27 protein-coding genes and 1 tRNA gene are annotated in these 23,830 nt (G+C 69.5%); 14 read left to right on the top strand and 14 right to left on the bottom strand.

Annotated elements, in window-relative coordinates; translation table 11 throughout:
* Window positions 1–88 precede the first annotated feature (88 nt).
* Entirely contained in the window at window positions 89–892 is an 804-nt protein-coding gene (locus AB0I49_RS03365) for a TetR/AcrR family transcriptional regulator (protein WP_363225115.1), read from the top strand.
* 61 nt (window positions 893–953) lie between these two features.
* Here the strand turns inward: AB0I49_RS03365 and AB0I49_RS03360 are convergent, their stop codons facing one another.
* The 3 genes from AB0I49_RS03360 to AB0I49_RS03350 form a co-directional block, all read right to left on the bottom strand.
* Entirely contained in the window at window positions 954–1,796 is an 843-nt protein-coding gene (locus AB0I49_RS03360) for a YceI family protein (RefSeq protein ID WP_363225114.1), read from the bottom strand.
* Window positions 1,797–2,074: 278 nt separating this feature from the next.
* Window positions 2,075–4,669, bottom strand: coding sequence for an MFS transporter (locus AB0I49_RS03355; RefSeq protein ID WP_363225113.1), 2,595 nt, complete (start codon window positions 4,667–4,669; stop codon window positions 2,075–2,077).
* Window positions 4,670–4,716: 47 nt separating this feature from the next.
* Window positions 4,717–5,199, bottom strand: a complete 483-nt coding sequence (locus AB0I49_RS03350; protein ID WP_363225112.1) for a MarR family transcriptional regulator — start codon at window positions 5,197–5,199, stop codon at window positions 4,717–4,719.
* 297 nt (window positions 5,200–5,496) lie between these two features.
* On the opposite strand from AB0I49_RS03350, the gene AB0I49_RS03345 reads away from it, so the two are divergent.
* Complete coding sequence (locus AB0I49_RS03345; protein WP_363225111.1) at window positions 5,497–5,724, top strand: hypothetical protein; 228 nt, start codon at window positions 5,497–5,499, stop codon at window positions 5,722–5,724.
* A gap of 114 nt (window positions 5,725–5,838) precedes the next feature.
* On the opposite strand, the gene AB0I49_RS03340 is transcribed toward AB0I49_RS03345, so the two are convergent.
* Window positions 5,839–6,375: a cupin domain-containing protein gene (locus tag AB0I49_RS03340; RefSeq protein WP_363225110.1), complete on the bottom strand. Its 537-nt coding sequence runs from the start codon at window positions 6,373–6,375 to the stop codon at window positions 5,839–5,841.
* 202 nt (window positions 6,376–6,577) lie between these two features.
* Between AB0I49_RS03340 and AB0I49_RS03335 the strand changes: the two genes are divergently transcribed.
* A complete protein-coding gene (locus tag AB0I49_RS03335; protein WP_363225109.1) occupies window positions 6,578–7,486 on the top strand; it encodes a helix-turn-helix transcriptional regulator in 909 nt (302 codons plus the stop codon).
* Window positions 7,487–7,603: 117 nt separating this feature from the next.
* On the opposite strand, the gene AB0I49_RS03330 is transcribed toward AB0I49_RS03335, so the two are convergent.
* Entirely contained in the window at window positions 7,604–8,335 is a 732-nt protein-coding gene (locus AB0I49_RS03330; RefSeq protein WP_363225108.1) for an alpha/beta fold hydrolase, read from the bottom strand.
* A gap of 168 nt (window positions 8,336–8,503) precedes the next feature.
* On the opposite strand from AB0I49_RS03330, the gene AB0I49_RS03325 reads away from it, so the two are divergent.
* Both AB0I49_RS03325 and AB0I49_RS03320 read left to right on the top strand, forming a co-directional pair.
* Window positions 8,504–8,881, top strand: a complete 378-nt coding sequence (locus AB0I49_RS03325; protein ID WP_363225107.1) for a helix-turn-helix domain-containing protein — start codon at window positions 8,504–8,506, stop codon at window positions 8,879–8,881.
* Window positions 8,882–9,051: 170 nt separating this feature from the next.
* Window positions 9,052–9,429: a nuclear transport factor 2 family protein gene (locus AB0I49_RS03320; RefSeq protein WP_363225105.1), complete on the top strand. Its 378-nt coding sequence runs from the start codon at window positions 9,052–9,054 to the stop codon at window positions 9,427–9,429.
* A 52-nt stretch (window positions 9,430–9,481) separates the two neighbouring features.
* On the opposite strand, the gene AB0I49_RS03315 is transcribed toward AB0I49_RS03320, so the two are convergent.
* Both AB0I49_RS03315 and AB0I49_RS03310 read right to left on the bottom strand, forming a co-directional pair.
* Complete coding sequence (locus AB0I49_RS03315) at window positions 9,482–10,660, bottom strand: methyltransferase domain-containing protein (protein ID WP_363225103.1); 1,179 nt, start codon at window positions 10,658–10,660, stop codon at window positions 9,482–9,484.
* Window positions 10,657–11,067 carry an ATP-binding protein gene (locus AB0I49_RS03310; protein ID WP_363225102.1) on the bottom strand — a complete coding sequence of 137 codons (411 nt, stop codon included), beginning with the start codon at window positions 11,065–11,067 and terminating at the stop codon, window positions 10,657–10,659. The genes AB0I49_RS03315 and AB0I49_RS03310 overlap by 4 nt, the downstream gene beginning before the upstream one ends.
* Before the next feature lie 215 nt (window positions 11,068–11,282).
* Here AB0I49_RS03310 and AB0I49_RS03305 point away from each other — a divergent pair, with 215 nt between their 5' ends.
* From AB0I49_RS03305 to AB0I49_RS03280, 6 genes are all read left to right on the top strand, one after another.
* Window positions 11,283–12,119: a helix-turn-helix transcriptional regulator gene (locus AB0I49_RS03305; RefSeq protein WP_363225101.1), complete on the top strand. Its 837-nt coding sequence runs from the start codon at window positions 11,283–11,285 to the stop codon at window positions 12,117–12,119.
* Between the two features lie 11 nt (window positions 12,120–12,130).
* Window positions 12,131–12,349 carry a DUF397 domain-containing protein gene (locus AB0I49_RS03300; protein ID WP_363225100.1) on the top strand — a complete coding sequence of 73 codons (219 nt, stop codon included), beginning with the start codon at window positions 12,131–12,133 and terminating at the stop codon, window positions 12,347–12,349.
* 47 nt (window positions 12,350–12,396) lie between these two features.
* The gene (locus tag AB0I49_RS03295) at window positions 12,397–12,615 is read left to right on the top strand and encodes a DUF397 domain-containing protein (RefSeq protein ID WP_363225099.1); all 219 of its coding nucleotides are present in this window, start codon (window positions 12,397–12,399) and stop codon (window positions 12,613–12,615) included.
* 487 nt (window positions 12,616–13,102) lie between these two features.
* Window positions 13,103–13,825 carry a hypothetical protein gene (locus AB0I49_RS03290; RefSeq protein ID WP_363225098.1) on the top strand — a complete coding sequence of 241 codons (723 nt, stop codon included), beginning with the start codon at window positions 13,103–13,105 and terminating at the stop codon, window positions 13,823–13,825.
* A 68-nt stretch (window positions 13,826–13,893) separates the two neighbouring features.
* Entirely contained in the window at window positions 13,894–14,304 is a 411-nt protein-coding gene (locus AB0I49_RS03285) for a hypothetical protein (RefSeq protein ID WP_363225097.1), read from the top strand.
* A 104-nt stretch (window positions 14,305–14,408) separates the two neighbouring features.
* A tRNA-OTHER gene (locus AB0I49_RS03280) sits at window positions 14,409–14,480 on the top strand.
* 107 nt (window positions 14,481–14,587) lie between these two features.
* On the opposite strand, the gene AB0I49_RS03275 is transcribed toward AB0I49_RS03280, so the two are convergent.
* On the bottom strand, window positions 14,588–15,055 hold the full coding sequence (locus tag AB0I49_RS03275) for a MarR family winged helix-turn-helix transcriptional regulator (RefSeq protein WP_363225096.1): 468 nt from the start codon (window positions 15,053–15,055) through the stop codon (window positions 14,588–14,590).
* Window positions 15,056–15,099: 44 nt separating this feature from the next.
* Here AB0I49_RS03275 and AB0I49_RS03270 point away from each other — a divergent pair, with 44 nt between their 5' ends.
* Complete coding sequence (locus AB0I49_RS03270; RefSeq protein ID WP_363225095.1) at window positions 15,100–15,654, top strand: hypothetical protein; 555 nt, start codon at window positions 15,100–15,102, stop codon at window positions 15,652–15,654.
* A 114-nt stretch (window positions 15,655–15,768) separates the two neighbouring features.
* Window positions 15,769–16,269: a flavodoxin family protein gene (locus AB0I49_RS03265; protein WP_363225094.1), complete on the top strand. Its 501-nt coding sequence runs from the start codon at window positions 15,769–15,771 to the stop codon at window positions 16,267–16,269.
* Between the two features lie 90 nt (window positions 16,270–16,359).
* On the opposite strand, the gene AB0I49_RS03260 is transcribed toward AB0I49_RS03265, so the two are convergent.
* The 4 genes from AB0I49_RS03260 to AB0I49_RS03245 all read right to left on the bottom strand — a co-directional run bounded on the left by AB0I49_RS03260 (window position 16,360) and on the right by AB0I49_RS03245 (window position 22,243).
* Complete coding sequence (locus tag AB0I49_RS03260; protein ID WP_363225093.1) at window positions 16,360–17,118, bottom strand: phosphotransferase; 759 nt, start codon at window positions 17,116–17,118, stop codon at window positions 16,360–16,362.
* Between the two features lie 2,390 nt (window positions 17,119–19,508).
* The gene (locus AB0I49_RS03255; protein ID WP_363225091.1) at window positions 19,509–20,303 is read right to left on the bottom strand and encodes a hypothetical protein; all 795 of its coding nucleotides are present in this window, start codon (window positions 20,301–20,303) and stop codon (window positions 19,509–19,511) included.
* An 84-nt stretch (window positions 20,304–20,387) separates the two neighbouring features.
* A complete protein-coding gene (locus AB0I49_RS03250) occupies window positions 20,388–21,224 on the bottom strand; it encodes an RNA polymerase sigma factor SigF (protein ID WP_030892813.1) in 837 nt (278 codons plus the stop codon).
* 200 nt (window positions 21,225–21,424) lie between these two features.
* Window positions 21,425–22,243, bottom strand: coding sequence for an RNA polymerase sigma factor SigF (locus AB0I49_RS03245; protein ID WP_363225090.1), 819 nt, complete (start codon window positions 22,241–22,243; stop codon window positions 21,425–21,427).
* Here AB0I49_RS03245 and AB0I49_RS03240 point away from each other — a divergent pair.
* Window positions 22,242–22,757: a hypothetical protein gene (locus AB0I49_RS03240; protein ID WP_363225089.1), complete on the top strand. Its 516-nt coding sequence runs from the start codon at window positions 22,242–22,244 to the stop codon at window positions 22,755–22,757. The two genes, AB0I49_RS03245 and AB0I49_RS03240, sit on opposite strands and share 2 nt — an antisense overlap.
* Window positions 22,758–22,916: 159 nt before the next feature.
* Here AB0I49_RS03240 and AB0I49_RS03235 read toward each other — a convergent pair whose 3' ends face one another.
* Window positions 22,917–23,210, bottom strand: coding sequence for a Dabb family protein (locus AB0I49_RS03235; protein ID WP_363225088.1), 294 nt, complete (start codon window positions 23,208–23,210; stop codon window positions 22,917–22,919).
* Between the two features lie 68 nt (window positions 23,211–23,278).
* Entirely contained in the window at window positions 23,279–23,443 is a 165-nt protein-coding gene (locus tag AB0I49_RS03230) for a hypothetical protein (RefSeq protein WP_363225087.1), read from the bottom strand.
* Between the last annotated feature and the right edge of the window lie 387 nt (window positions 23,444–23,830).

Raw genomic sequence — 23,830 nt, 5'->3', positions numbered from 1 at the left:
CGGGCCCGGACCGCGCGGGCGGCTTCGTCCGGTCCGGGCCTTAGCATCGGATACGTACCACCAGCGCATCGCAGAAGGAGAGCGCGCCATGGCGAGCGGCCGCACCCGCACCATCCGGGCCAGTGTGTGGCTGAACGAACGGCCCGCTCCCAAACGCCGGGCGGAACACTCCGGACCGGCCGGCGCCGCCGCCGAGCAGACCGCCGGGCTCGACCACGACCGGATCGTCGCCGCCACCGTCCGGCTGCTCGACGCCGAGGGCCTGACGAAGTTCTCGATGCGGCGGCTGGCGGCGGAGCTGGGCGTCACCGCCATGTCCGTCTACTGGTACGTCGACACCAAGGACGACCTCCTGGAGTTCGCCGTCGACGCCGCCGCCGCCGAACTGGTGCTGCCCCCGGAGGACACGGACGCCGACTGGCGCGAACAGCTGCGCCAGCTCGCCGCCACCAACCGCGACATGCTCGTGCGCCACCCCTGGGTCTCCCGGCTGATCGGCGAGTACCTCAACATCGGCCCGCACGCGATGAAGTTCGCCACCGCCGCGCAGCGCGTCGCGATCAGCAGCGGGCTTCCGGTGGAGGAGATCCCCGGCGTCCTGGCCCTCGTCTACCAGTTCGTCTACGGCTACGGCACCATCGAGGGCCGCTTCGCCGCCCGCTGCCGCGAGGCGGGGCTGACCCAGGACGAGTACTTCGCCGAGGTGATGGCCGTCGTCGACGGGCGGTCGGAGTTCGAGGAGTCCAAGCGGCTCATGGACTCCCGCCCCGGCACCGACGTCGAGGCCATGCGCGCCCGCGACTTCGAAGTGGCGCTGGACTGCGCCATCGCGGGCATCGAGGTGCTGCGGGACCGCGCGCTGCGCAGGAGCGGGCAGGACGCGGGGTCGTAGGACGCGGGAATGGGAAGGGGCGTACGGAAGTCCGTACGCCCCTTCCCTGTTACCACCGGTCCTACAGCCCCGGCAGCTCCGTCCCCTGCACCGCCTGGATGTCCAGCTCGACCCGCAGCGTGGTGCCGATCGCCGCGATGCCCGCCGCGACGACCTGGTTGTAGTTCATCGCGAAGTCCTCGCGGCGCAGTTCGGCGGTGGCGCGGAACGCGGCGCGGGTGCCGCCCCACGGGTCCGGGCCGGTGCCGAGGTAGGTGAGATCGAGGTCCACGGGCCGCACCACGCCGTGCAGGGCCAGTTCGCCGTGGACCGTCCAGCGGTCGGCGCCGGCCGGCTCCAGCCCCGTGGAGCGGTAGGTGATCTCCGGATACGCCTCCACGTTCAGGAAGTCGGCGGACTTCAGATGGCCGTCCCGCATGGCGTTGCCGGTGTCGATGGAGTCGGCCCGGATGACGGCCTCCACGGCCGACTTGGCGGTGTCCGCGACATTCTCGGCGATCTCGATGCGCCCCGCGAACTCCGTGAACCGCCCGCGCACGCTGGAGATCCCCAGGTGCTGCGCGACCGCGCCCACCGAGGAGTGCATCGGGTCGATCGTCCACGCCCCGGGCGGCGGCAGCTCCACGCCGCCCAGCCGGGCGAGGACCACGGTGCCGACGTCGGCGCGCCCCGAGGCGGTGACGATGGCGGTCGAGGCGGCCGGGGCGTAGCCGACGGCGGTCGCGATGACCGTGTACGGGCCGGGCGGCAGCGGCTGGTCCGAGTGGACCGCGCCGTCGTCGTCGGCCTGGGCGCGCAGCACCTGCGCGCCCTGCATGTCGGTCATGGTGAGCACCGCGTGCTGCACCGCCCAGCCGTCGCGGGTGCGCACGCGCGCCCGCAGTCCTGCCCCAGTGGTGGTCATTGCCGTTCCCGCTCCCGATTTCTCGCTCGTCGTACGTGTGGGGACGTGTGGGGGGATGTCGTGGGGTGTGACGTGGGATGTGCCGTGGGGCCATGGGGCCCGCGGCACCGGACGCCGTCGGTCTGCTGTGGAATCCCGGCGGCGGCCGCAGGCCGTCCCCTGCCTGTCGGCCGGCCGCCGCCGGGGTTCTTGGGACCGTCCGTGCCGGTCCCGTCCGGGGGCCGGGGCGCGTCTCCGCTCGAACCGCGCCCCGGCCCCCGGGGTCTTGCGCGGCGCCGTCAGTCGCCGGGGTGGGCGAGCTCGACGTCGTACCCGTCGACGCCGTGCCCGGCGACGTTCAGCGCCCCCGCGACCGGCGGGTAGCCGCTCGCGATGACGGTGTAGTCGCCCGCGTCCAGGTCGGTGAAGGCGTACGCGCCGTCCTCGCCGGTGGTGGCGGTGGCGACCACGTTGCCGGCCGCGTCGACCAGCGTGACCCGCGCGTCCCGCATCGGGCGCCGGTCGGCCCCGGCCCGTACGGTGCCCTGCACGCGGGCGCCGGCTTGGAGCTCGATCTCCATGCGGGTGACGCCCTGGTGGCCGACCTCGACGGGGAGGGCGGCGGGCCGGTGGCCGGGCGCGTTCACGGCGATGGTGAACGTGCCGGGGGCCAGCTCGTCGAAGGTGAAGTCGCCCTGCGGCCCGGTCTTGCCGGTGGCGAGCACCTCGCCCCGCACGTCGGTGACGACGACCATCGCCGCGTCCACCGGCGCGCCGGTCACGGCGGCGCGGACGAGGCCCGCGAGGCCGCTGGTGCCGGAGAGCAGGATGTCGTAGCCGAGCGGCTCGTCGCCGACGACGACGGTGGACGCCTGCGGCTGGTGGCCGTCGGCCGCCGCGATCAGGACGTACGAGCCGGAGCCCGGCGCGTACAGGGTGTACGAGCCGTCGCCCTGGGCCACGGCGCGGCCCAGCTGGCTGCCGTTCAGCGAGATCAGCGTGACCGCGGAACGGGCGACGGGCTGGCCGTCGGCGTTCTTCACGAACCCGCGGATCGCGGTGGAGCCGGGGGGCGGGCCGTCGCCGGTGGAGGCGAACGCCGCGAGGTGCTGCGGCTCGGGGGAGGGGGCGGGGGCCATGGCCGGGGCCAGTGCCTGGTCGCCGTCGGCCGTGCTCGGCGCGCCGACGAGGGCGGGCTCCAGCTCGGCGGTGCTCTCGAAGGAGTCGGCGGAGCTCGCCGCCGCGACCGCGGCGGGGGCCGTCGCCGGCGCCGAGTCGTCACCGGAGAGCGCGCGCTCGGTGCCGGACTTGCTGCGCAGCGCGACCTCCTTGATGAACAGGGTGAGGACGAAGGCGAGCAGCGCGCACGGCGCCGCGTAGAGGAAGACGTCGCCGACGCCGTGCCCGTACGCGCTCTCCATGATGGTGCGGAAGGGCGCGGGCAGCTGGGACAGGTCGGGTATGCCCCCGCCGCCGGTGCCGCCGTGGCCCAGGGCCGCGCCCTTGGGACCGAGGTCCGCGACGCCCTCCTGGACGTAGTGGGTGACCCGGGTGCCGAGCACCGCGCCGAGCGCCGAGACGCCGACCGCGCCGCCGAGGGAGCGGAAGAAGGTGACGACGGAGCTGGCGGAGCCGAGGTCCTGCGGGGCGACCTGGTTCTGCGTGGCGAGGACCAGGTTCTGCATCATCATGCCGATGCCGAGGCCCATGAGCGCCATGTAGATGGCCAGGTGCCAGTACGGGGTGTCGTACCGCATGGTGCCGAGCAGGCCGAGGCCCGCGGTGAGCAGCACGCCGCCGGAGACCAGCCAGTACTTCCACCGGCCGGTCTTGGTGATCACCTGGCCGGAGACGGTGGAGGCGATGAACAGGCCCGCGATCATCGGGATGGTCATGACGCCGGACATCGTGGGGGTCTTGCCGCGCGCCAGCTGGAAGTACTGGGAGAAGAAGACCGTGCCGGTGAACATCGAGATGCCGACGAACAGCGACGCGAGGGAGGCGAGGGTGATCGTCTTGTTGCGGAACAGCCGCAACGGGATGATCGGCTCCTTCGCCTTCGACTCGACGTAGACGAAGATCAGGGCGAGCACGATCGCGCCGCCGACCATGACGAAGGTCTGCCAGGAGACCCAGTCGTAGTTCTTGCCGGCCAGGGTCACCCAGACCAGCAGCAGCGTGACGGAGGCGGCGACGAAGAACGCGCCGAACCAGTCGACCTTGACGTCCCGCTTGAGGACCGGGAGCTTCAGGGTCTTCTGGAGAACGATCAGCGCGATGATCGCGAACGGCACGCCGACGTAGAAGCACCAGCGCCAGCCGAGCCAGCTGGTGTCGGTGATGACGCCGCCGAGCAGCGGGCCGCCGACGGTGGCGACGGCGAAGGTCGCGCCGAGGTAGCCGCTGTAGCGGCCGCGCTCGCGCGGGGAGATCATCGCGGCCATCACGATCTGGGCGAGGGCGGAGAGGCCGCCGACGCCGATGCCCTGGACCACGCGACAGGCGATCAGCATGCCGGCGTTCTGCGAGAGCCCGGCCACCACCGAGCCGCCGACGTAGATCACCAGGGCTATCTGGACCAGCAGCTTCTTGCTGAAGAGGTCCGAGAGCTTGCCCCAGAGCGGGGTGGTCGCGGTCATCGCGAGCAGCGAGGCCGTGACGACCCAGGTGTACGAGGACTGGCTGCCGTTCAGATCGTGGATGATCCGGGGCAGCGCGTTGGAGACGATCGTCGACGACAGGATCGCGACGAACATGCCGAGCAGCAGCCCGGACAGCGCCTCCATGATCTGCCGGTGGGTCATGGGCTCTGCGTCGGAGCCGGGGGCCGGCTGGTGGCCGCCTCCGTGCTTGGCGTGGCCGCCCCGCACACCGGCTGGTGTGGTCGAAGCCATGTGGTTCCTTCGGTTCTTTACGCGTCGCTACGCGTTGTCACGCGTCGCTAAGCAGGTGTACGGGCAGTGGAATCCGCGCCGTGGGGGTGCGGTGCGCGCGCCCGGCAGTCGCCGAACGCCTCGCGCAGCCGCGTCAGCAAGTCGATGAGGCTGCCGACGTCGTCGTCGGACCAGTCCTTGAGGCACGCGGCGAGCGTCTCGGTGTAGAGGGTGGACACCTGGTTCAGCAGCTCGGCGCCGCTGGGGCTGATGCGCAGCAGCCGCGACCGCTTGTCCAGCGGGTCGGGGTGCCGTTCGATCCAGCCGCGCTCGGCGACGTACGCGACGTGCCGGCTGGTCACCGACATGTCGATCGCGAGCAGCTCGGCCAGCTTGCTCATCCGCATCTCGCCGTACCGGTTGAGCAGGGAGAGCAGGACGGCCGAGGCGGGTGAGCAGTTCAGCGGGAGCATCCGGCCCAGGTCTCGCTTGATCGCGTCGACGGTGCCGAGTTGCCGTGCCAGCTCCTCGTACTGCTCTTGAGCGGCCACGGGCACCACCTCCGAACGATCAGTTGCTTAGGGCAACCATAGAATCATTTGGTTGCTGAAGGCAAACGAAATCGGCCCCGCTGGGGTAAAGGAGTGGGAAAGGACGCGTAGGCAGTACCCCAAGGTGCGGTGCGAACCTCGTAAAACCGCAGGTGGGGGCGGGTGGTGAGGGTGGGTACGGAGATGGATATAGGGGCAGAAGGCGGGGCGAACACCCTCTGGGGGCAGGGGTGATGGGGCACCCATGGGCAGCCCCGAGGTGTCGAGGCGCACACATCTTCGCTAGTGTCCTGCCCTATGGCTAACCCCCAGCAGCAGGGCCCCGAGGGCCAGGGCAACTACGACCCGGCCGGCAGCACCCAGATGTTCCGCGCCTTCGTCGACGAAGAGCCCCAGCGCCGAGCGGCCGCTCCCGCGGCCGCTGTGACCCCTCCCTCCTCCTCCGGCCCGCGCGTCGGAGTGATCGTGGGGGTGATCGTCGCGGTGGTGATCGTGGCGGCGGTGGCCTGGCTGGCGCTCAAGTAGAACGCGGGCGGTCGGGGGCGCCGGGGGCGGCCGCGTCGGGTCCGGTCGGGTCCGTCGCTCCACGGGCCGTTGCTGGAGTGTCCGGTCCGCGACACTCCAGCGACCAGTTCTGAATTACTGGGCGAAGTCGTCGTGGTCGACGCCGACAATAACGGCCGCGAAGACCGCCGGCACGTCACCATTATTGATCCACCGGTGCTTCGTCCCGTTCTGGATGATCGTGTCGCCTGCCTTCAGGGTCTTGCTGACGCCGTCGTCGAGTTCGAGGGTGAGCTCTCCGGACAGGACCACCATGAGGTCGACGCTGGCCGTCTTGTGCATCCCGCCGCCTTCGGGGAAATCACCGTCGAAGCCGTGACGCATTTGCCGCCGCGGGGTGAATGTCCCCGGCGCCGGCTCCGGCAGTGGCAACGGGTCTGCGCCATTCGGCGCCAGCGTGATCATTACATAACGAAACCCGCCCGTCCTCGGGAAGTACTCGTCTTCACAGACAGGCTCCGAACCGGCGTCGGGGAAGTGCACGCCTTTGTAGTCGCCGCCCCAAATCTGGTAAATAGGGCCACCGCCCCCGTCGTGCTCAATTTCCATGTCGCTGGCGAAAACAGCCTTGCCCTCCGCGTCATGGCCGGTGGCTACTCGCCTTATCGTCATTTTGAGTTCCCTAATGTGTTGGTGCGTTGATGCATTGATGCACTGAGGCGTTGGTGTCGTGATTGAGGGAAGCTGTGCAGGGTCTCTCTGCCTTGCCGCCCCCTGCCATGAAATCCGTATTCGTGCGCGGGTGGGAGTAACTGCTCTTCCAGGTAATGGCAGTACCTCCCAGCACACCGCCCGCACGACCTACGGTGGAGATGTGACCGACAGCGAGAGACATGAGCAGGCCGACGCGGTGCGGAAGTTCCTCAGTACCCGTCGCGCCCGCATTACGCCCCAGCAGGCAGGACTGCCCGTCTTCGGCGTCAAACGACGAGTGACCGGGTTGCGCCGGGAGGAGGTGGCGCTGCTGGCCGGGGTGAGCATCGACTACTACATCCGCCTCGAACGCGGGAATTTGAGCGGCGCTTCGGACTCGGTGCTGGACTCCTTGTCCCACGCGCTTCAGCTCGACGATGCCGAGCGGGCCTACCTCTACGACCTGGCCCGCGCGGCCACTGCGTCCGGGCGTCGGCCGCTCACGGCATCCGGGCGTCGGCCGCCCGCTGCGACTGCGCGAATCCGACCGGTGGTCCTGAGGATGCTCGACGCGATGACCGGCCTGCCGGCGTACATCCGCAACGGGCGGTTCGACATCCTCGCCGCCAACTCTCTCGGCCAGGCCCTGTACGCCCCGGTCTACGATTCCCCGTTGTTCGCGCAGCGTGGTCCGGTCAACACCGCGCGGTTCCTGTTCCTCGATCCCGGTTCCGCCGATTTCTGGCCCGAGTGGGAGAAAGCAGCCAACGACTCAGTCGCCCTCCTGCGCACCGAGACCGGCCGCTCGCCGCGCGACAAGGGCCTGACGGACCTGATCGGAGAGCTCTCCACCAAGAGCGACGAGTTCGCCCAGCGCTGGGCCAGGCACGACGTGAAGTTCCACCGCTCCGGCGTGAAGCAACTCCACCACCCGCTCCTCGGGAACCTGGCCCTGCCCTACGAAGCCCTCCATCTGCCCGCTGACCCCGGGCTCTGTCTCACCATCTACTCGCCCGAGCCCGACTCACCCGAACGTCAGGCACTCGACCTTCTGGCCAGCTGGACCGGCTCGACCGCACGCGAGCGCTGACAATCGTCCCCCCCCCGTTCCGTCATCCCGTACCGCCACCCCGTTCCGTCACCTCGCTCCGTCGGCCAGAAAAGGCCGCGCGGGCGACGAGCCTGTTCCCACCCCCCCGGCGCGCTGTCAGCGGGCGGTCTTGAGCAGCAGTTCGGTCAGCTCCGCCGGCATGGTGATCATGCAGTCGTGCCCGGTCGGCAGTGTCCACACCCGTGCCGGGGAGCCGTTGGGCTGTATCGGGGGTACGGGCCGCCGCGTGATGCCTTCCGGTACCGCGCCTCCGACGCAGTGGATGTGCGTGCGCGGAACCGACGCCGCAGCCGGGTTGTCCAGCCGGACCGGCTGCTGAAGGCAGCCCACCGGCTGGTCGGAGAGCAGCGTGCGCAACCACGCGACGTCCGCCGGGTCGGTGACCCCGAACAGGCCGGTGGGCGGCGGCATCTCGGGCAGCGGGGGGATGCGCCAGCCGTTGCCGGACTCCGCGGCCTGGTCGATCAGCTTCTGGGTGATGGGCTGGACGTCGACGCCGGCCTCGCCGTGCTCCGGGACCATCGCGTCCAGATACACCAGGTGCGCGATCCGCTCGGGGACGTCGTTGACCACGGACGAGATAACGAGCCCCGCGTAGCTGTGCCCCACGAGGACGACATCGGTCAGGTCCTCCTCGCGGATCAGCCCGACCACGTCCTCGACGTGCGTTTCGAGTCCCACCTCGGGGCTGAGCAGGTGCGTTGTGTCGCCGTAACCGGTCAGCGAAGGCGCGAAGACGCGATGCCCGGCCGACTCCAGCAGCGGGACGACCCGGTCCCAGGCGCGGCCGCTGTGCCAAGCGCCGTGTATCAGCAGAAAAGTAGTCATGGCGGGTCTCATCTTCCTCTTGGGGGGGGCGCTGAGGCGCGGGAACGCGGCGATCTGGTGGTTCCTCTTCGTGCCTCGGTACTCTTTGAGAACCACTGTCATCGTGGGCCGCCGTCGCGCCGAGATCAATAAGGCACATTTCGGTGCCCCGGTTCCCTGGAGGTGACCATGAGTACAGCCCGTAGCGACTCCGAGCCGGTCCAGTGCGAGGACCCGTGCCGGACCCGCGAGGTGCTCGACATCGTCGGCGACAAGTGGTCGCTGCTGGTCGTACGCAACCTCAGCCAGGGGCCGCTCCGCTTCACCGAGCTCAAGCGGGCCATCGACGGCATCAGCCAGCGCATGCTCACCGTCACCCTGCGCGGCCTGGAACGCGACGGAATCCTCACGCGGACCGTCCGCAACGTCATGCCGCCGCACGTCAGTTACGAACTCACCCCGATGGGCACGACCCTCCGCCAGGCCACCGCACCCCTGCTGGAGTGGAGCATCGCGCACCTGCCCCGCATCGACGCCGCCCGTGCCGAGTACGACGCCCGTGACTAGTACGACGCCCGCGGCGACTACGACGCCCGTGCCGAGTACGACGCCCCGTCCGGACACGCCGTCCGCGTAGTGCCGCGACCGGGATGGTTCACCGAGGTCGGGAGACGGCTCACGGGACGAGCGCGGTCCGTAGGGAGACTGGGTGACGGGGTGACTGGTATTACTGGTATATGCAGGAAGAGACTGCGCGGTCCGCGATCGACACGTTCATCTCCGCGTTCAACGCCTCGGACGACAGCTATGTGACTGCGCTGCTCTCCCAGGCCCTGACCTCGGACGTGGTCTTCTGGGGGCCGTTGGGCCGCAGTGAGGGTATCGAGGCGGTCGAGCGGTTCGTGCTGGACATCCGGCGCCACCCCGCGGGGACCGGCACGATGGTGCGCTGCTCGGCGGTGGACATGCCGGACGAGTGGGCCCGGTACCAGTGGGTCTTCACGACGCCGGACGGAGGCCCCCGCCTGGCGGGAACGGACGTCGTCCACCTGCGGCGGAGCCTCATCGACCAGATCATCGTCTTCGCGGGGGAGATCGATCCGTCCGCCTCCTGAACCGGCCCCGTTCGGGGCTCCGGGGCTCCGGGGCTGGCGATGGGGAACTGCTTCAGCGGTCCGAAGTGCGCCTCGACGGGGTCGGTCCAAGAGGTGCGCCGCGCCGGGGCGCCGACCGGCGGCCGGTGGCGGGGTGGCGGACCCATACGTACTGGTCGTGCCGCGTGACCGTCATGCCGAAGTCGTACAGCTCGGGCGAGCCCTCGGCCGCCCACTCGTCCCAGGCGGCCAGCACCTCGTCCGCCAGGCGGCGCGGCCCGGACTGGTGGACCACCGCTGTTCCGTTGCCGCCGGGGGAGGGGCGGAGGGTGGCCCAGGAGGTGCGGCCGGTGTCGTGGAGCCGTACGGCCGGGTCGCCGTCGCCCTCCCCGCCGCACGTATCGAGAGTCAGGTGCACGTCCGGCAGGGCCACCCGCAGCGCGAACAGCAGGTGGGGGTCCGCACGCAGCGGGCCGAGGTCCCGTACGGCGAACCGCTCCGCCTCCGGCGACGGACCGGCACCGCGTGCCTGCTGCCAGGTGGGCGGCGGGCTGGTGCCGCGGCTGGGCATGAAGGTCGCCAGCCCCTGCACCCAGCCGGTCGCCGACGCGCCGTCCTTGGCGACGGTCAGCGCCACGTGCCCCAACCGCCCCCAGGGCGTGACGATCCGCCCGCCGGGCCGCGTCTGCTCCACCCACGCCCATGGGACTGCGTCGACCGCGTACGTGCAGATCACCCGGTCGTACGGCCCACCCGCCGGCCACCCGGCGGCCCCGTCGCCGACCTCGACCGTGACGTAGAGTCCTATGGCGGCCAGCCGAGTTCGGGCCTGTGCGGCGAGCCCGGGGTCGGTCTCCACGCCGGTTACGAGCCCCGGCCCGGAACGCCGCGCCAGCAGCGCGGCGTTCCAGCCCGATCCCGTACCCAGTTCGAGCACGCGCTGCCCCGGCTTCAGCTTCAGCGAATCCAACATGTCGACCACGACGGCGACGCACGACAGGCTGGACGTTGCCCGCCCGTCGATGACCTGCGTAACGGTGGGGTCGTCCGGCCCCGCATACACCTGCGCCGCCCACCGCCCGGCTTCGGCTTCCCGGTCCACCGGTACGTACGCGTGGCCATCCCATCGCCACAGCCGCTCGGGCGCGAACGCGTGCCGTGGCACATCGCCCACGGCCTCCCGAATCCACGGCGCGCGGCCGGGCCACAGCCTTCGCTGCGCCATGGCGGCGTCGAGTGCGGTGCCGTTCACGCCGCCGCCAGTTCGCACCAGACGTACTTGCCGCTGTCGCCGGGGGAGTTGAGCGCGTGCCAGCCCCAGCCGTCGGCGCAGGAGCGTACGAGCGCCAGGCCGCGGCCGTTCTCGGCATCGCTCGGCGTGTACAGCGGGGGAGTGGGCGGCGTGGGGTCCGCGTCCCACGCACCGATGCGGAGAACCCCGCCCGCCCAGCGCACTCCGAGGGCCGCGGGCCCTTTGGTGTGGCGTACGGCGTTGCCGACCAGCTCCGTCGCCAGCAACTCCGCCACCTCGGAGAGGTGCGACAGCTCGTGTGCGGAGAGGATCAGACGTAGTGCGCGGCGGCAGATGGTGACCGCGCGCGCTTCGTGTGGGATGTAAAGCGTGTACTCCCACGGCTCTTCATCGTTGTTTTCAGGCATACGGGCACTCCGAGTGTGAGGGGGGTGTCGGGGTGCACTGCGGTTGATGGGTGCGGTGGCATGGCCGCGGCCGTCGTGGCGTGACGGGGCGGTGCACTTCCGACTTCCCGGAATCGCAGCGTGTGTGTTGCGTCACACACGGTAGGGGTCCAGTTGAACCCGGTCAAGCCGGACTGGGATACTCGTACTTTCAACTCCCGCGAGAGCAGAGGAACATGCCGGCGAGAAGCGTTGTCACTGCCCGCCAGGAACGACTCGGCGCTGAACTGCGCAAACTTCGAGAACGAGCAGGTCTGACCGGACGGGAGGCCGCTCGTGCGGCGGGCATCGCCGAGACCAAGGTTTCCGCGACGGAGGCGGGACGGGTCGGCGTCAGCGCGGAGCGCGTACGTCACCTGGCCAGCCAGTACGCGTGCGACGACGCCGCGCTCGTGGACGCGCTGGCGGCCATGGCGACGGAGCGGGGGCGGGGGTGGTGGGAGGAGTACCGGGGGTGGGTGCCCTCCGGCTACCTGGACCTGGCTGAATTGGAACATCATGCCGTGTGCTTGACGAACTTCGAGAGCATCTACATTCCCGGCCTGTTGCAGACCGACGAACATCTTCGGGCGATCTTCGCTTCCGCGGTGCCAAAACTGTCGGAGGAAGAACTTGAGATGCGCGTACGGTTCCGGCTGCGGCGTCAAGGGCTGCCTGTTCCCTATTTGGCGGTGATCCATGAAGCGGCACTGCGCATCAGGGCGGCTGACAGGGAGGTCGCTCGCAATCAGCTACTCCATATCCTGGAACAGTCCGAACTACCTCATGTGACCGTGCGCGTTGTCCCGTTCGACGTGGATGGATTCGCTGGTATCGGTGCGCCGCTGCTGTACGCGGGCGGCCTCGTTCCGCAGCTGGACACGGTCCTGCTGGACACTCCGCACGGTTCTGCTTTTCTGGATGCGGAAGCGCAACTCCGCCGGTACCGAGCGATCATCCGCAAGTTGGAGGCGGCGGCACTGGGGAGCGTAGAGTCGAGCGAGCTCATCCACCGCCTCGTGCAGAGCATGTGAAAGGGCCCAACATGACACTGGTTGCCGTGTGGCAGAAGTCTTCGTTCTCCGGCGGTCATGATGCGGCCAACTGCGTCGAACTAGCCGCTGTAGACGGTGTCGTCCTCCTCCGCGAGAGCGAAGCTCCCGACAGCGTGATCTCCCTCACGCGTGGGGGGTTGGCCGGGTTGATGCGACGAGTGAAGGCTGGGGCCTCTGAGGGGGGCTTCGAGCTGCCCGTACATCGGTAGGCCGCTGTACATCGCTGAATCGTGCGGAGTTACGTGAAGGGGCCGGTATGACTCGCGACATCAAGTGGCAGAAGTCTTCGTTCTCTAGCGACGAAGATGCGCCAAACTGCGTCGAACTCGCCGCCGTGGGCGGCGTCGTTCTTCTTCGCGAGAGCGACGCCCCCGCCAGCGTGCTCTCCCTCACCCGCCCGGCGGTGGCCGGGTTGATGCGACACGTGAAGGCCGGTGCCCCCGGCGGCGGGTTCGGGCTGTCCGTACACCGATAGGGATGGGCCTGGCCCCGCGGCATCAAGTGGACTCTGCTGCCTACTCCTACGTTCTCGCCCCAAGCGACAGAGGGCGCACGTGATTCACGTCCACCGCCTTTGCGGAAATGTCGCGCGAGCATCAGTCGCATCAGGCGTTGCTGCATTCCCGTGGGCGCGTTCGGGTCACAGTCGTCGCTCGGCCGGCCGAGCGCTGCGCACCGTGCGAACGTTTCTCGCCCGCGATTACTTTTTGGCTGCCGGGGCGCGTCGCTAGATCAAAAGTCTCTCGCCTGGCATTCCTTTCCTATGGGTGCCATGCGGGTGCGCGTAGATAAATTACGCAGCCCTTTGCACGCAGGGCCGACGACCGTAGGGAGCTTGGCTCAACAGGGGCAATTGGTCAGCGGAGCCGCATTCGTATGGCCGGTTGTTCCCTGTTTGCGGGTGCGTGCCGCCTGCGAGACTCGCCGCGCTGAGACCGCACTCGAAAGAGGGAGAGTCGAGCATGGCGCAGGACGGGTACAGCATCTCCATCGAGATGGATGACGCGACAACCAACAGGCTTCGCGAGGGTGGTTTCCGTCTGTACGGCTTCAGGGGAGTGCGCAGTTCGTCGGCCAACGGCAGGCCGTTGGTCTGGTTCAGCTCCCTCAACTACATGACGGAAACGCAGATCACGTGGGCGCCGCAACTGAAGGCATTCACTTCGCACTCGCAGATCATCCCCGACGGCCAGGTCACCGCCAGCAACTCGTACAACATCGAGCTCGGCCAGACCCTGGAGGTCAAGAACATCACAGGGACGGGCACCGTATCGCCTGACGGGCTTCAAGGGGCCGTGTCGGTCTACAACGAGACGAGCACCGAGTTCACCACCGGCATCTCCCAGCGGAGCAACGTCGGCGACACGTCGTCGTTCAACCCCCTCTGTGCGTTCCCGCTGTTCGGCGGCAACATCAATGTGTTCACTCCGGTGGAGCGGGTGCTGCTGTTCTTCGCCTCCGACGCGATCAACACCGGCACCGTCATCGAGAGGGCATTCGCCCCCGGTCTGCTCATCGACGTGACCGGGGTAGGCAACCGTAAGGTCCAGTACCACCTCAACACCGGGTGGTCGCCCAGTGAGATCTGGGCACGGAAGATAAGCGCCCGGGACAACATCGTTCCTCTGCTGGTCGAGTCCCCCAACGAATTGGCGTACGACGCCGAGAGGTTGAGCAAGAAGTAGTGACAGACCGGGACGATGGCCGTGGGTCCGGATCTCCAAGGTCCGGGCCCACAGTTGATGGGGGGAGAATGGCAGAGGTCAGGTCCGAGACCCGTCCCGTCTATGGAGATGGAGAGTGGACGTACGGCCACTTCACCTTCGGCCTGCGGTACAACGCGGAGACCATTTCTGCCTTCCTCGACGTGTCCGAGGCTCAGTACTTCTGGGTGGCCGGGTGGTGGTACGCCGATGCGAAATACCCTGCGAGGATCAGCCCCGCCTCTTTCACGGTCACCGTCGGCCGGCAAGTGATAATCGATGACGCAGGATTGAGGAAGGACATCCCGCATCCGAGCGGACGAATCCTGAGCCGTAGCGTGCAGTACTGGGGTGACGACACGTACACGCTCTCCGCGGACGCCGTCATGCTCGGGCCGTACCACGAAGCCACGAGGCTCACCGTCCCGTCGGAAACCTGGCGCTTCGACCTGAAGGCGTGAGGGTTCGCAACTGACCGACCGCGGACCGGCGGCGCGCGTTGGTCAACAGGGGGCCCTGGCCTGTAAGATCATCTACATAACCCCGGCGCGCAGCCGGGAGTCACGCGTCTGTGGTCCAAGGCAAGACGCCCGCCATCCAGCGGGAAATGCAGGTGCAAGGCCTGCCGGGCGCTCCACACGAAGGCGCCGTACTCGGTGAGTACGGCGCCTTCGGCATTGCCGTTCACTTTCTGTCGTTTCCCCCGGGGGCGCTGGGCTCCTGGGGTCGGCGTCGGTCGCCGAACTAGCCGTCCGCGACTGGGGCCCCGGTGCGGGCGGCGAGCTTGCGGAGGCCCGTACGCAGGGCGGCGGTTTCGTCAGGGGTGAGGTCGGCGGTGAGTTCGGCGTCCAGGGCGGCCGAGGCCATGGCGCATTCCGTCAGGAGGTCTTGACCGCGGTCGCTGAGGGTGAGGAGTTGGCGGCGGCGGTCATCGGGGTCGCGTTCCCGCTGGACCACTCCCAGTTCGGCGAGGTGATCGGCGAGCGTCACGATCAGGCTCGGGGCGACGCCCATGATGCGTGCCAGTTCCAGTTGGGAAGCGGGGGCTTTGGCGCTGAGCAGTGTCATCAGGCCGACGTGCTTCGGTTTCAGGTCATGGGATTTCAGGCGGGCCACGAGTTGGTCCGTGACCAGTGTGCCGAGGACGCCGAGCCGGAAGGGGAGGCTCTCGACGAGCGGCATGGGGGCTGGGCAGTCGTCGCGCTCGTTCACGTGAATTATGGTAGCTTGAAATAACGATTCTCAGTGTGAATCGTTTGAGTTGGGAATCTATCTACCTGGGCGTCACTGCGTCACTACGCGAGACGGGGAGAGATCATGTCGTCATCGTCTGTATCCGCAAGGCTGCTGACGCCGCCGCCTCCTGCTCGTACGCGCCCGCCTGCGCGGCGGGTCTCGTGGCTCTGTACGCGGGGCTGGCGCTCACGGTGATCGCCACGGCCGTCGCGTTCGTGGGGCAAGGGGTCGCCGACGTGCTGTCCCGGCACATAAGGGCCGGGTACCCGGACATCGGTCAGGCCGAGGTGGCCTCCGGCGCCAGGGTCTATCTGACGTACCTCGCCGTGGTGGGGGCGGTCGGGGTCGCCGCGTGGCTGTGGACGGCTTGGGCTGTGAGGAAGCGGAAGCGGTGGGCCCGTACGGGCGCGACCGTCGTCTTCCTGCTCGGCGGGTCCATCGCCCTCACCAACCTGCTGATCAAGGACACCTCCGGGGACACGGGGCTGCCGGCGCTGCTCGGGTGGGTCGGGATGCTGCCGAGTGCCGCCGGGCTCATCGCCGTCGTGCTGCTTTGGAGGGGGCGGCGGGGATAGCGCTGCTGCTGTCATGCCGGGCTTTGTTGGCATGCCTGGTGTCGCTGTCACGTACGGCTTCGTTGCTCTGTCAGGAGCGCGGAAGCCGGAGAAGGCGGACGGCGAAAGGGGCTGGTGAAGGTGAAGGCCGTCATCGTGTGCGTCTCGGTGTCGCACGGCAACACGCGGCGGGTCGCCGACAGCATGGCTGAGGTGCTGGGGGCGAAGGTCGTCTCCCCTGAAGAGGCCGACTCGGGGGAGCTCGGCGAGGCGGACGTCGTGGGGTTCGGGTCGGGCGTGTTCTACGGGAGGCTGCATCCGCGACTGACGGGTTGGGCGACGGGGTTGCCGGTGGCGTCCGCCACGCGGTGGGGGCGGGCGTTCGTGTTCGCCACCAGCGGGCTGCCGGATCTGCCGCCGACGCCGTTCGCCCGACCGTTGGGGCGGGTCCTGGAGAGGAAGGGCTTCGAGGTCGCGGGGAGCTTCTCGTGCCGGGGCTTCGACACGTGGGCGCCCTTCAAACTCGTCGGCGGCATCAACCGGCGACGGCCGAACGCCGGGGACTTGGCCGCTGCTCGGGAGTTTGCGGGGAGGGTGGGGGAGAGGGGTGGGGGAGGTAGGGCGGGTGGCCGGTGAGTTGACCCGAGTACCCGAGTACCCGAGTACCCGAGTACCCGAGTACCTGTGTACGTGCCGGGTCTGCCGGCCGGTTACTGGGCCGTAGCCTCACATCAGGGATTTCAGTACGTCGACTTCACAGCCCGGCGCGAACGGGTCGAAGCCGTGCTCGACCAGCCAGCGAATCACCACCAGGCTTCGCAACGACCACCACCCGCGGATCGCGTCGAGATCGACGTCGGTGCCGTAGCCGGCGATGACGTCGCCGAGGTGTTCCTCGTACCCGAGAGTCAAGGTGGCGAGGTCGAACAGGGCGTCGCCCTGGCCGGCCTCGGACCAGTCGATGATGCCCGTGACCTCGTCGCCGTCGACGAAAACGTGGGCGATCTGGAGGTCGCCGTGCGCGAACACCGGAGCACGGGGGCGGAGCGCGGCCTCGGCGATCTGGCGGTTGCGGGTCACCAGGTCGGCGGGCAGGACGCCGTTCGCCACGAGCCACTCGCACTCGTCGTCGAGCTCCGCCGCCACCTCGTCGAGGCCCTTGCCGCGCCGACCGGGCCAGGGCGGCAACGGCGCGTCGTGCAACTTCCGAATCGAGGCACCAGCTGCGGCCCACGCCGCCGGGGATGCGGCCGGGGACGTCGCCGACGGTTCGCCGAGGCGGCCGAGCGCCGTCCCTGCCGCCGCCTCGATGGCCAGTACGGGCGGCTTGTGCCACAGGACCTTCGGGGTCGGAACCGGTACCAAGGCCATTGCCTTGACCTCGATGTCGAGGCGCGCCTGATCGGCGTCCACCTTCAGAAACACGTCGCCGACGCGCAGGGTCGCACGCTCGGAATGGGCGACGACGACTTTGACCTCATCCATGGGCGATCAGTATTGCGGGGGCGCTCGGCTATGTCGCGGGGTTTATGGCGGGGGTGGGGCGGGGGCTGGGGCGGTGGGCGGGTGCTGGTGCTGCCGCGTGGGGCGGCATTGGGGGTGGGTCGGGCGCGGGTTTCGTCTCGGACCCTGCGGGCCCAGGGCGCTGGCAGCGGCGGGGGAGGGGGCGGCCTGGGGTCGGTTCGCTGGGTGCGGCGGGGTTTGTGGCTGGGGTTAGGGAGGCTCGCTGCGCTTTGCGGCTGGCCGCTGCCGCGAAGTAGCTGTGGTGGGAGCTTCGGGTGCGGGTGCGGGGTGGTTCGGGCCTGTGATCCAGGGGATCAGCGGTGGTGGGGCGGGGGTTGGTTCGCTATGTGCTGCCCGGTGTGGGGTTCGGGCACCTGCGTGGCTGCCGCGTGGGGCGGCATTGCGCTCGGTTGGGTGCGGGTTTCGTCTCGGACCCTTCGGGTCCAAAGCGCCAGCAGCGGCAGGGGAGGGGGCGGCGGGTGCCGGTTCACTGCCTGCGGGTGGGTTCGTGGCCGGGGTTAGGGAGGCTCGCTGCGCATAGCGCTGGCCGCTGCCGCGAAATGGTTGTGGTGGGGTCGTCGAGCGCGTGGGCGGGGTGGCCTCGGGCCTGTGATCCACGGGATCAGCGGCGATGGAGCGGGGTTGGTTCGCTACGCGCTGCCCGGTGCGGAGTTGAGGCACCTGCGTGGCTGCCGCGTGGGGCGGCATTGCGCCCGGTTGAGTGCGGCTCTCGTCTCGGACCCTGCGGGTCCAGAGCGCCAGCAGCGGCAGGGGAGGGGGCGGGCCAGAGCCAGTTCGCTGCCTGCGGCGGGGTTTGTGGCTGGGGTTAGGGAGGCTCGCTGCGCATAGCGCTGGCCGCTGCCGCGAAGTGGTTGCGGTGGGGAATTCGGGTGCGGGGGCGGGGTGGCGCGGGCCTGTGATCACAAGCAGGGCAGCGGATCGCAGCGCGTGGGGCGGGGCTTGGGGCCCGGGGGTAGTTTCCGCCCGCTGGGCGGGGCCTTGGGGTGGGGAAACCCTCATCTGGCGGTCAGCGTGACCGATATGCCCAGCCTGTGAAGTTGATGGGGCAACGGGGTGGGGTTACCGCCCACTTCCCTGTCCGGTAAGGCACTTTTGTCGGGCGGTAACTCCACCCTACCCGCGAGTACCCCTGCGGAACGCGGCGCAGCCTCTTGCAGCCCGGCCTCGGGCCGGATGACGGCCAGCGAATGGACCCCGGGCCCCTCCCTGCCCCCCCGCACCCCACCAACTCACCACGACCACCTCGCGGCAGCGGCCAGCGGCGGCAGAGGAGCGGCGACCCGGGGCGGCTCGTCGGCTACTCATAGGTAGGGTGGAGTTACCGCCCGGCAAAAGCGTCATAGCGGACCCGGAACCGGGCGGTAGGCGCACTCTGTTGAACGGTGGGCCTGGCCTATCGGGCATACCGGGCACACGGGCCGCCGGAGTGGGATTTCCCCAGCCCTGGGCCGCTCTTCTACGGGCGGGAACCCTCCCCGGCCAGTGCTCCCGGGTGCAGCGCCGCCGCCCGCCGCTGGATCACAGGCCCGCGCCGCACCCCGCCCGCACCCGAAGCTCCCACCACAGCCACTTCGCGGCAGCGGCCAGCGCTATGCGCAGCGAGCCTCCCTAACCCCAGCCACAAACCCCGCCGCAGGCAGCGAACTGGCTCTGGCCCGCCTCCTCCCCTGCCGCTGCTGGCGTTCTGGACCCGCAGGGTCCGAGGCGAGAGCCGCAGTCGACCGGGCGCAATGCCGCCCCACGCGGCAGCCACGCTGGTGCCTCAACTCCGCACCGGGCAGCGCGTAGCGAACCAACCCCGCTCCACCGTCGCTGATCTCTTGGATCACAGGCCCGAGTCGCCCCCGGCCCCGCACCCCACCAACCCACCACGACCGCCTCGCGGCAGCGGCCAGCGCTATGCGCAGCGAGCCTCCCTAACCTCAGCCGCGAACCCACCCGCAGGCAGCGGACCGAGCCCGGCCCGCCCCCTTCCCTGCCGCTGCTGGCGCTTTGGGCCCGAAGGGTCCGAGGCGAGAGCCGCAGTCGACTGGGCGCAATGCCGCCCCACGCGGCAGCCACGCTGGTGCCTCAACTCCACACCGGGCAGCACGTAGCGAACCAACCCCCAGTCCCGCCGCCGCTGGTCCCTTGGATCACAGGCCCGCGCCACCCTCGTCCCCGCACCCCGCCAACTCACCACGACCGCCTCGCGGTAGCGGCCAGCGCTATGCGCAGCGAGCCTCTCTAACCCCAGTCGAGTACCCCGCCGCGCCCAGCGAACCGACCCCGGCCCGCCCCCATGCCGCCATCCGGGCCGCGCTCTCGCCGACTCGCCGACTTGCCGGCTGTCGGGGTGGGGTTGCTCGGTCTCAGTTCCAGTTCGCTGTGACGTTCTGTGTCTCGATGTGCATTCCTAGTGGGACTCGCCAGGCGTCTACGCAGATGGGCCAGGTCTGTTCCTTGCGCTTTCCCGCTGGGATCGGTGCGGGGAGCGGGCGGGTTTGTTTGATGGTGGCCCAGTCGATGCCGAGGGCGCCGATGATGTGGGTCTCGAAGGTGACGATGCCCTTGGTTATGGGGCTGCCGCCGGTGTTGGTGAAGGTGACGGTCACCTTCTCGCACCAGCGGTGGTCGGCCGGGGCGCGCTTGGGCTTGCTCACAGTCAGGGCCGCCGGGGTCGGGGGCGGGGTGGTCGGCTTGGTGGGAGGGGTGGTGCCGGGGGTGCCGGGAGAGCTTGGGGGGTTGGGGGTGGCAGGGGGCTTCTGGGGGGAACCGTGCGAGGTTCCCGCGCCCTTGCCCGTATCGCTGCTCATGCCCCCGCCCGTACCGCTGTTTGTACCCGCAGTCGGTGTCTGAGGGGTCCCCGTGCTCTTGCCCGTAGGACCGCCCGGGGTGCTGGAAGCGCCCGGCGTGTGAGTCTTTTCGCTTGGGTTCGGGCGGCCCGGCGTCGGGCTGTTGTTCTTCTTCCCGTCCCCGTCCCCGTCCAGCGGTACCAGGTCCACGCCGTCCTTCGGCGGTACGGCCGAGGCCGGGGCGTGGTCGCCGGCGGGGCCCGCCGCTTCGGCCGCGACGTAGCCGTCGCGGCCGCCGCTGCCGCAGCCGGTGAGCAGGAGGCCGAGGCAGAGCGCCGTCGCCGAGGCGGAGCCGATCGTCGTCCGTCGCATCGGGCCAGTGTGGCTGACGAGGCGTCAGCTGTATAGATATTCCGCAGGGGTGCCGAGCCGCGTGGTCGGCCCGGCCCTGCCCCTTCAGTCCGCGATCAAGCCCTCGCGCAGCGTCGCCAGCGTCCGCGTGAGCAGCCGGGACACGTGCATCTGCGAGATCCCGACCTCCTCGCCGATCTGCGACTGCGTCATATTGGCGAAGAAGCGCAACATGATGATCTGCCGCTCGCGCGGCGGCAGTTTGGCCAGCAGCGGCTTCAGCGACTCGCGGTATTCGACGCCCTCCAGCGCGGAGTCCTCATAGCCGAGCCGGTCGGCCAGCGAACCCTCGCCGCCGTCCTCCTCGGCCGAGGGGGAGTCCAGCGAACTGGCGGTATACGCGTTCCCCACCGCCAGGCCGTCGACCACGTCCTCCTCGGACACGCCCAGGCACATGGCCAGTTCGGGCACGGTCGGGGAGCGGTCGAGCTTCTGCGACAGCTCGTCGCTGGCCTTGGTGAGGGCCAGGCGCAGCTCCTGGAGCCGCCTGGGGACGCGCACCGACCAACTCGTGTCGCGGAAGAAGCGTTTGATCTCGCCGACGACGGTCGGCATCGCGAAGGTGGGGAACTCCACCCCGCGTTCGCAGTCGAAACGATCGATCGCCTTGATGAGGCCGATCGTGCCGACCTGGACGATGTCCTCCATCGGCTCGTTGCGGCTGCGGAATCGGGCCGCCGCGTAGCGCACGAGCGGCAGGTTCAGTTCGATGAGGGTGTCGCGTACGTACGTACGCTCCGCGCTGTCCTTGGCAAGCGTGGCAAGCCGCAGGAAGAGGGCGCGGGAGAGGGTGCGAGTGTCGATGGCGTCGCAGTCGTCAAGCACATCGTGTGGTGCGTCTTTGGTGAGGAGCACCTTCGAGCTGCCCAGTTCTACGGACATGCCACCCCCTTGAGGTCGCGGACGGGTTGCAGCAGCTCCCCCGTACCCAGTTCGTACGAGGAGTGCAGCCTCCACCTGAATACCGGAGGCGGCGCTGCGGCAAACGCGGTTCCAGCAGAATGTCACATGTCGGCAACACGCTGTAGCGCCATGTCGACTTATCCGCCCCGAAGGAGTGGGGCAGGGGTCCCTCGCGTTGATTACGCCTCGATCCGATTTGCGGAACGCAGGCGTGCGAAGCTGCGCGAGAGCAGCCGGGACACGTGCATCTGCGAAACCCCGAGCTCCACACTGATCTGGGACTGCGTCAGATTGTTGTAGTACCGCAGCAGCAGGATCCGCTGCTCCCGCTCCGGCAGCTGTACGAGCAGATGGCGGACGAGGTCGCGATGCTCGACTCCGGCGAGCGCCGGGTCCTCGTACCCCAGCCGGTCGAGCAGGCCCGGCAGGCCGTCGCCCTCCTGCGCCGCCTCCAGCGAGGTCGCGTGGTACGAGCGGCCTGCCTCGATGCACGCGAGCACGTCCTCCTCGGTGAGCTTCAGCCGTTCGGCGATCTCGGTGGTGGTCGGGGAGCGGCCGTGCAGCACGGTCAGGTCCTCCGTCGCGCCGTTGACCTGCACCCACAGCTCGTGGAGCCGGCGCGGCACATGGACCGTACGGACGTTGTCGCGGAAGTAGCGCTTGATCTCGCCGACCACCGTCGGCATCGCGAAGGTCGGGAACTGCACCCCGCGGTCCGGGTCGAACCGGTCGATGGCGTTGATCAGACCGATCGTGCCGACCTGGACCACGTCCTCCATCGGCTCGTTGCGGCTGCGGAACCTGGCTGCCGCGTACCGCACCAGCGGCAGATTGGCCTCGATCAGGGCCGCGCGCACGCGTGCGTGCTCGCTGCTGCCCGGCTCCAGGTCGGCGATCTCCTTGAAGAGGACCTGCGTCAGCGCGCGGGCGTCCGCCCCGCGGCGCTCCCGCGCGCGGGCCTGAGGGGTGCCTTCGGAGGGCTGGGGGGCCTCGGCCATGGGTTCGGGGCCGGAGGTCGGGTGCGGTGTTTCCTGGGGCCCGGCCGCCGGCCCCTCGCTCGTCCCGGTCGTCGGCCTGGTCGTCGGCCCCTCGCCCGTCCCGGCCGCGGGTTCCTCGCTCGGCCTGGTCGCCGCCCCCTCGCTCGGCCTCTCGCCCGTCCCGGTCGTCGCCCCCTCGCTCGGCCTCTCGCCCGTCCCGGTCGTCGGCCTCTCGCTCGGTCCCTCGCTCGGCCTGGTTGTCGGTCCCTCGCTCGGTCCCTCGCTCGGCTCCGGCACCGACCCCCGGCTCTCGGCCGCTGTCTCCCGCTCCGGAGGCGACGCCTCACGGCTCCCGGCCGCGGGCTCGCTCTCGGCGCCGCTCCTGCTCTGGAGCGGCGTTCCCGGCGCGGTACGGGCCGACATCCTCACGCCACCCCTTCCCCTCATGGTCTATGCGTCCGTCAAAAGCGGTCATAGCATCACAAGACATGTGCACTGTGTGCAAGCACCCCATAACGACGTGTTGGTTCGTTAGTTGGTTTGTTTGTCGGTCTGTCAGGTGGTCTGTCGAGCGGTCTGCCGGACGCACGTGCGGCGCGCCGCGCCGGAGCGGCAGGTGGTCGAAGGGTGTACGAAAAAAGCCCCGTTTTCTCGGACATGAGTCCGAGAAAACGGGGCCCGGCGGGCCGGCCCGTCAGAACGGGTAGTCGGCCATCACCCAGGTCGAGAATTCCTTCCACAGCGCGACGCCCGCCTGGTGCGCCGGGTGTTCCAGGTAGCGCTGGAGCGCCTCCGCGTCCTCGACGGAGGAGTTGATGGCGAAGTCGTACGCGATGGGGCGGTCGGCGACGTTCCAGCCGCACTCCCAGGAGCGCAGGTCGGGGATGAGCCCGCCCAACTCCTCGAACGCGCGCGCACCGGCGACGACGCGCGGGTCGTCGCGCGTGACGCCCTCATCGAGCTTGAACAGGACCAGGTGGCGTAGCACGCGGATCTCTCCCTGTGGACGGCGCGGAGCCGGTCACGCGGCCGGTCGTCCCGACCGGCCCGACCGGGTCACTTGATCAGCTGGGTCATGAACTCGCCGACGCTGTGCGCGGCGTCCGAGATGGCCTGGAAGCCCATCTGGACCAGTTCGGCGGCGCGGGGCGGTGAGGTGATGATCGTGTACAGCACAAAGATGACAACGATGATGAGGGCTATCTTCCTCGCTTGTGCCATGTCGCCTCTGCCTCCCCAGCCGTCCCCTCTGTCTCGCGTGAGTCTATCCACACATATGGACGAGTCGTCGGTCCGCATCCGTGCGTTGATGTCATCTTTAAGGACCAAAGGCCCGGCGAACGAGGTCCTTTGCCTGCTGGCCCCGCCCTGGAAAGAGCGCAGGATGGAGGCGAGCCCCAACGGATCTGGCAGGAATCCGAGGGGCGAGGGACATGGGCCTCACTGCGGGGTCCGGCCGCGCGCTTCCCCCCTGAGCGCGGCCCGGGCTAGCAGGCCGTGTCCTCATCGGGGGAAGCGGCTTGTCCCCCCGATGCCGCTTCCCCCGTCCTTCTTTCCTCCTCCACCGCGGGCCGCGCTTCTTGCGCGGCCCGTTTGTTATGCCCGTTC

It is taken from the genome of Streptomyces sp. NPDC050617 (assembly GCF_040654795.1).
Lineage (GTDB): Bacteria > Actinomycetota > Actinomycetes > Streptomycetales > Streptomycetaceae > Streptomyces.
Note: the sequence above shows the minus strand (reverse complement) of the source record. Positions and strands in the feature narration are given on the sequence as shown.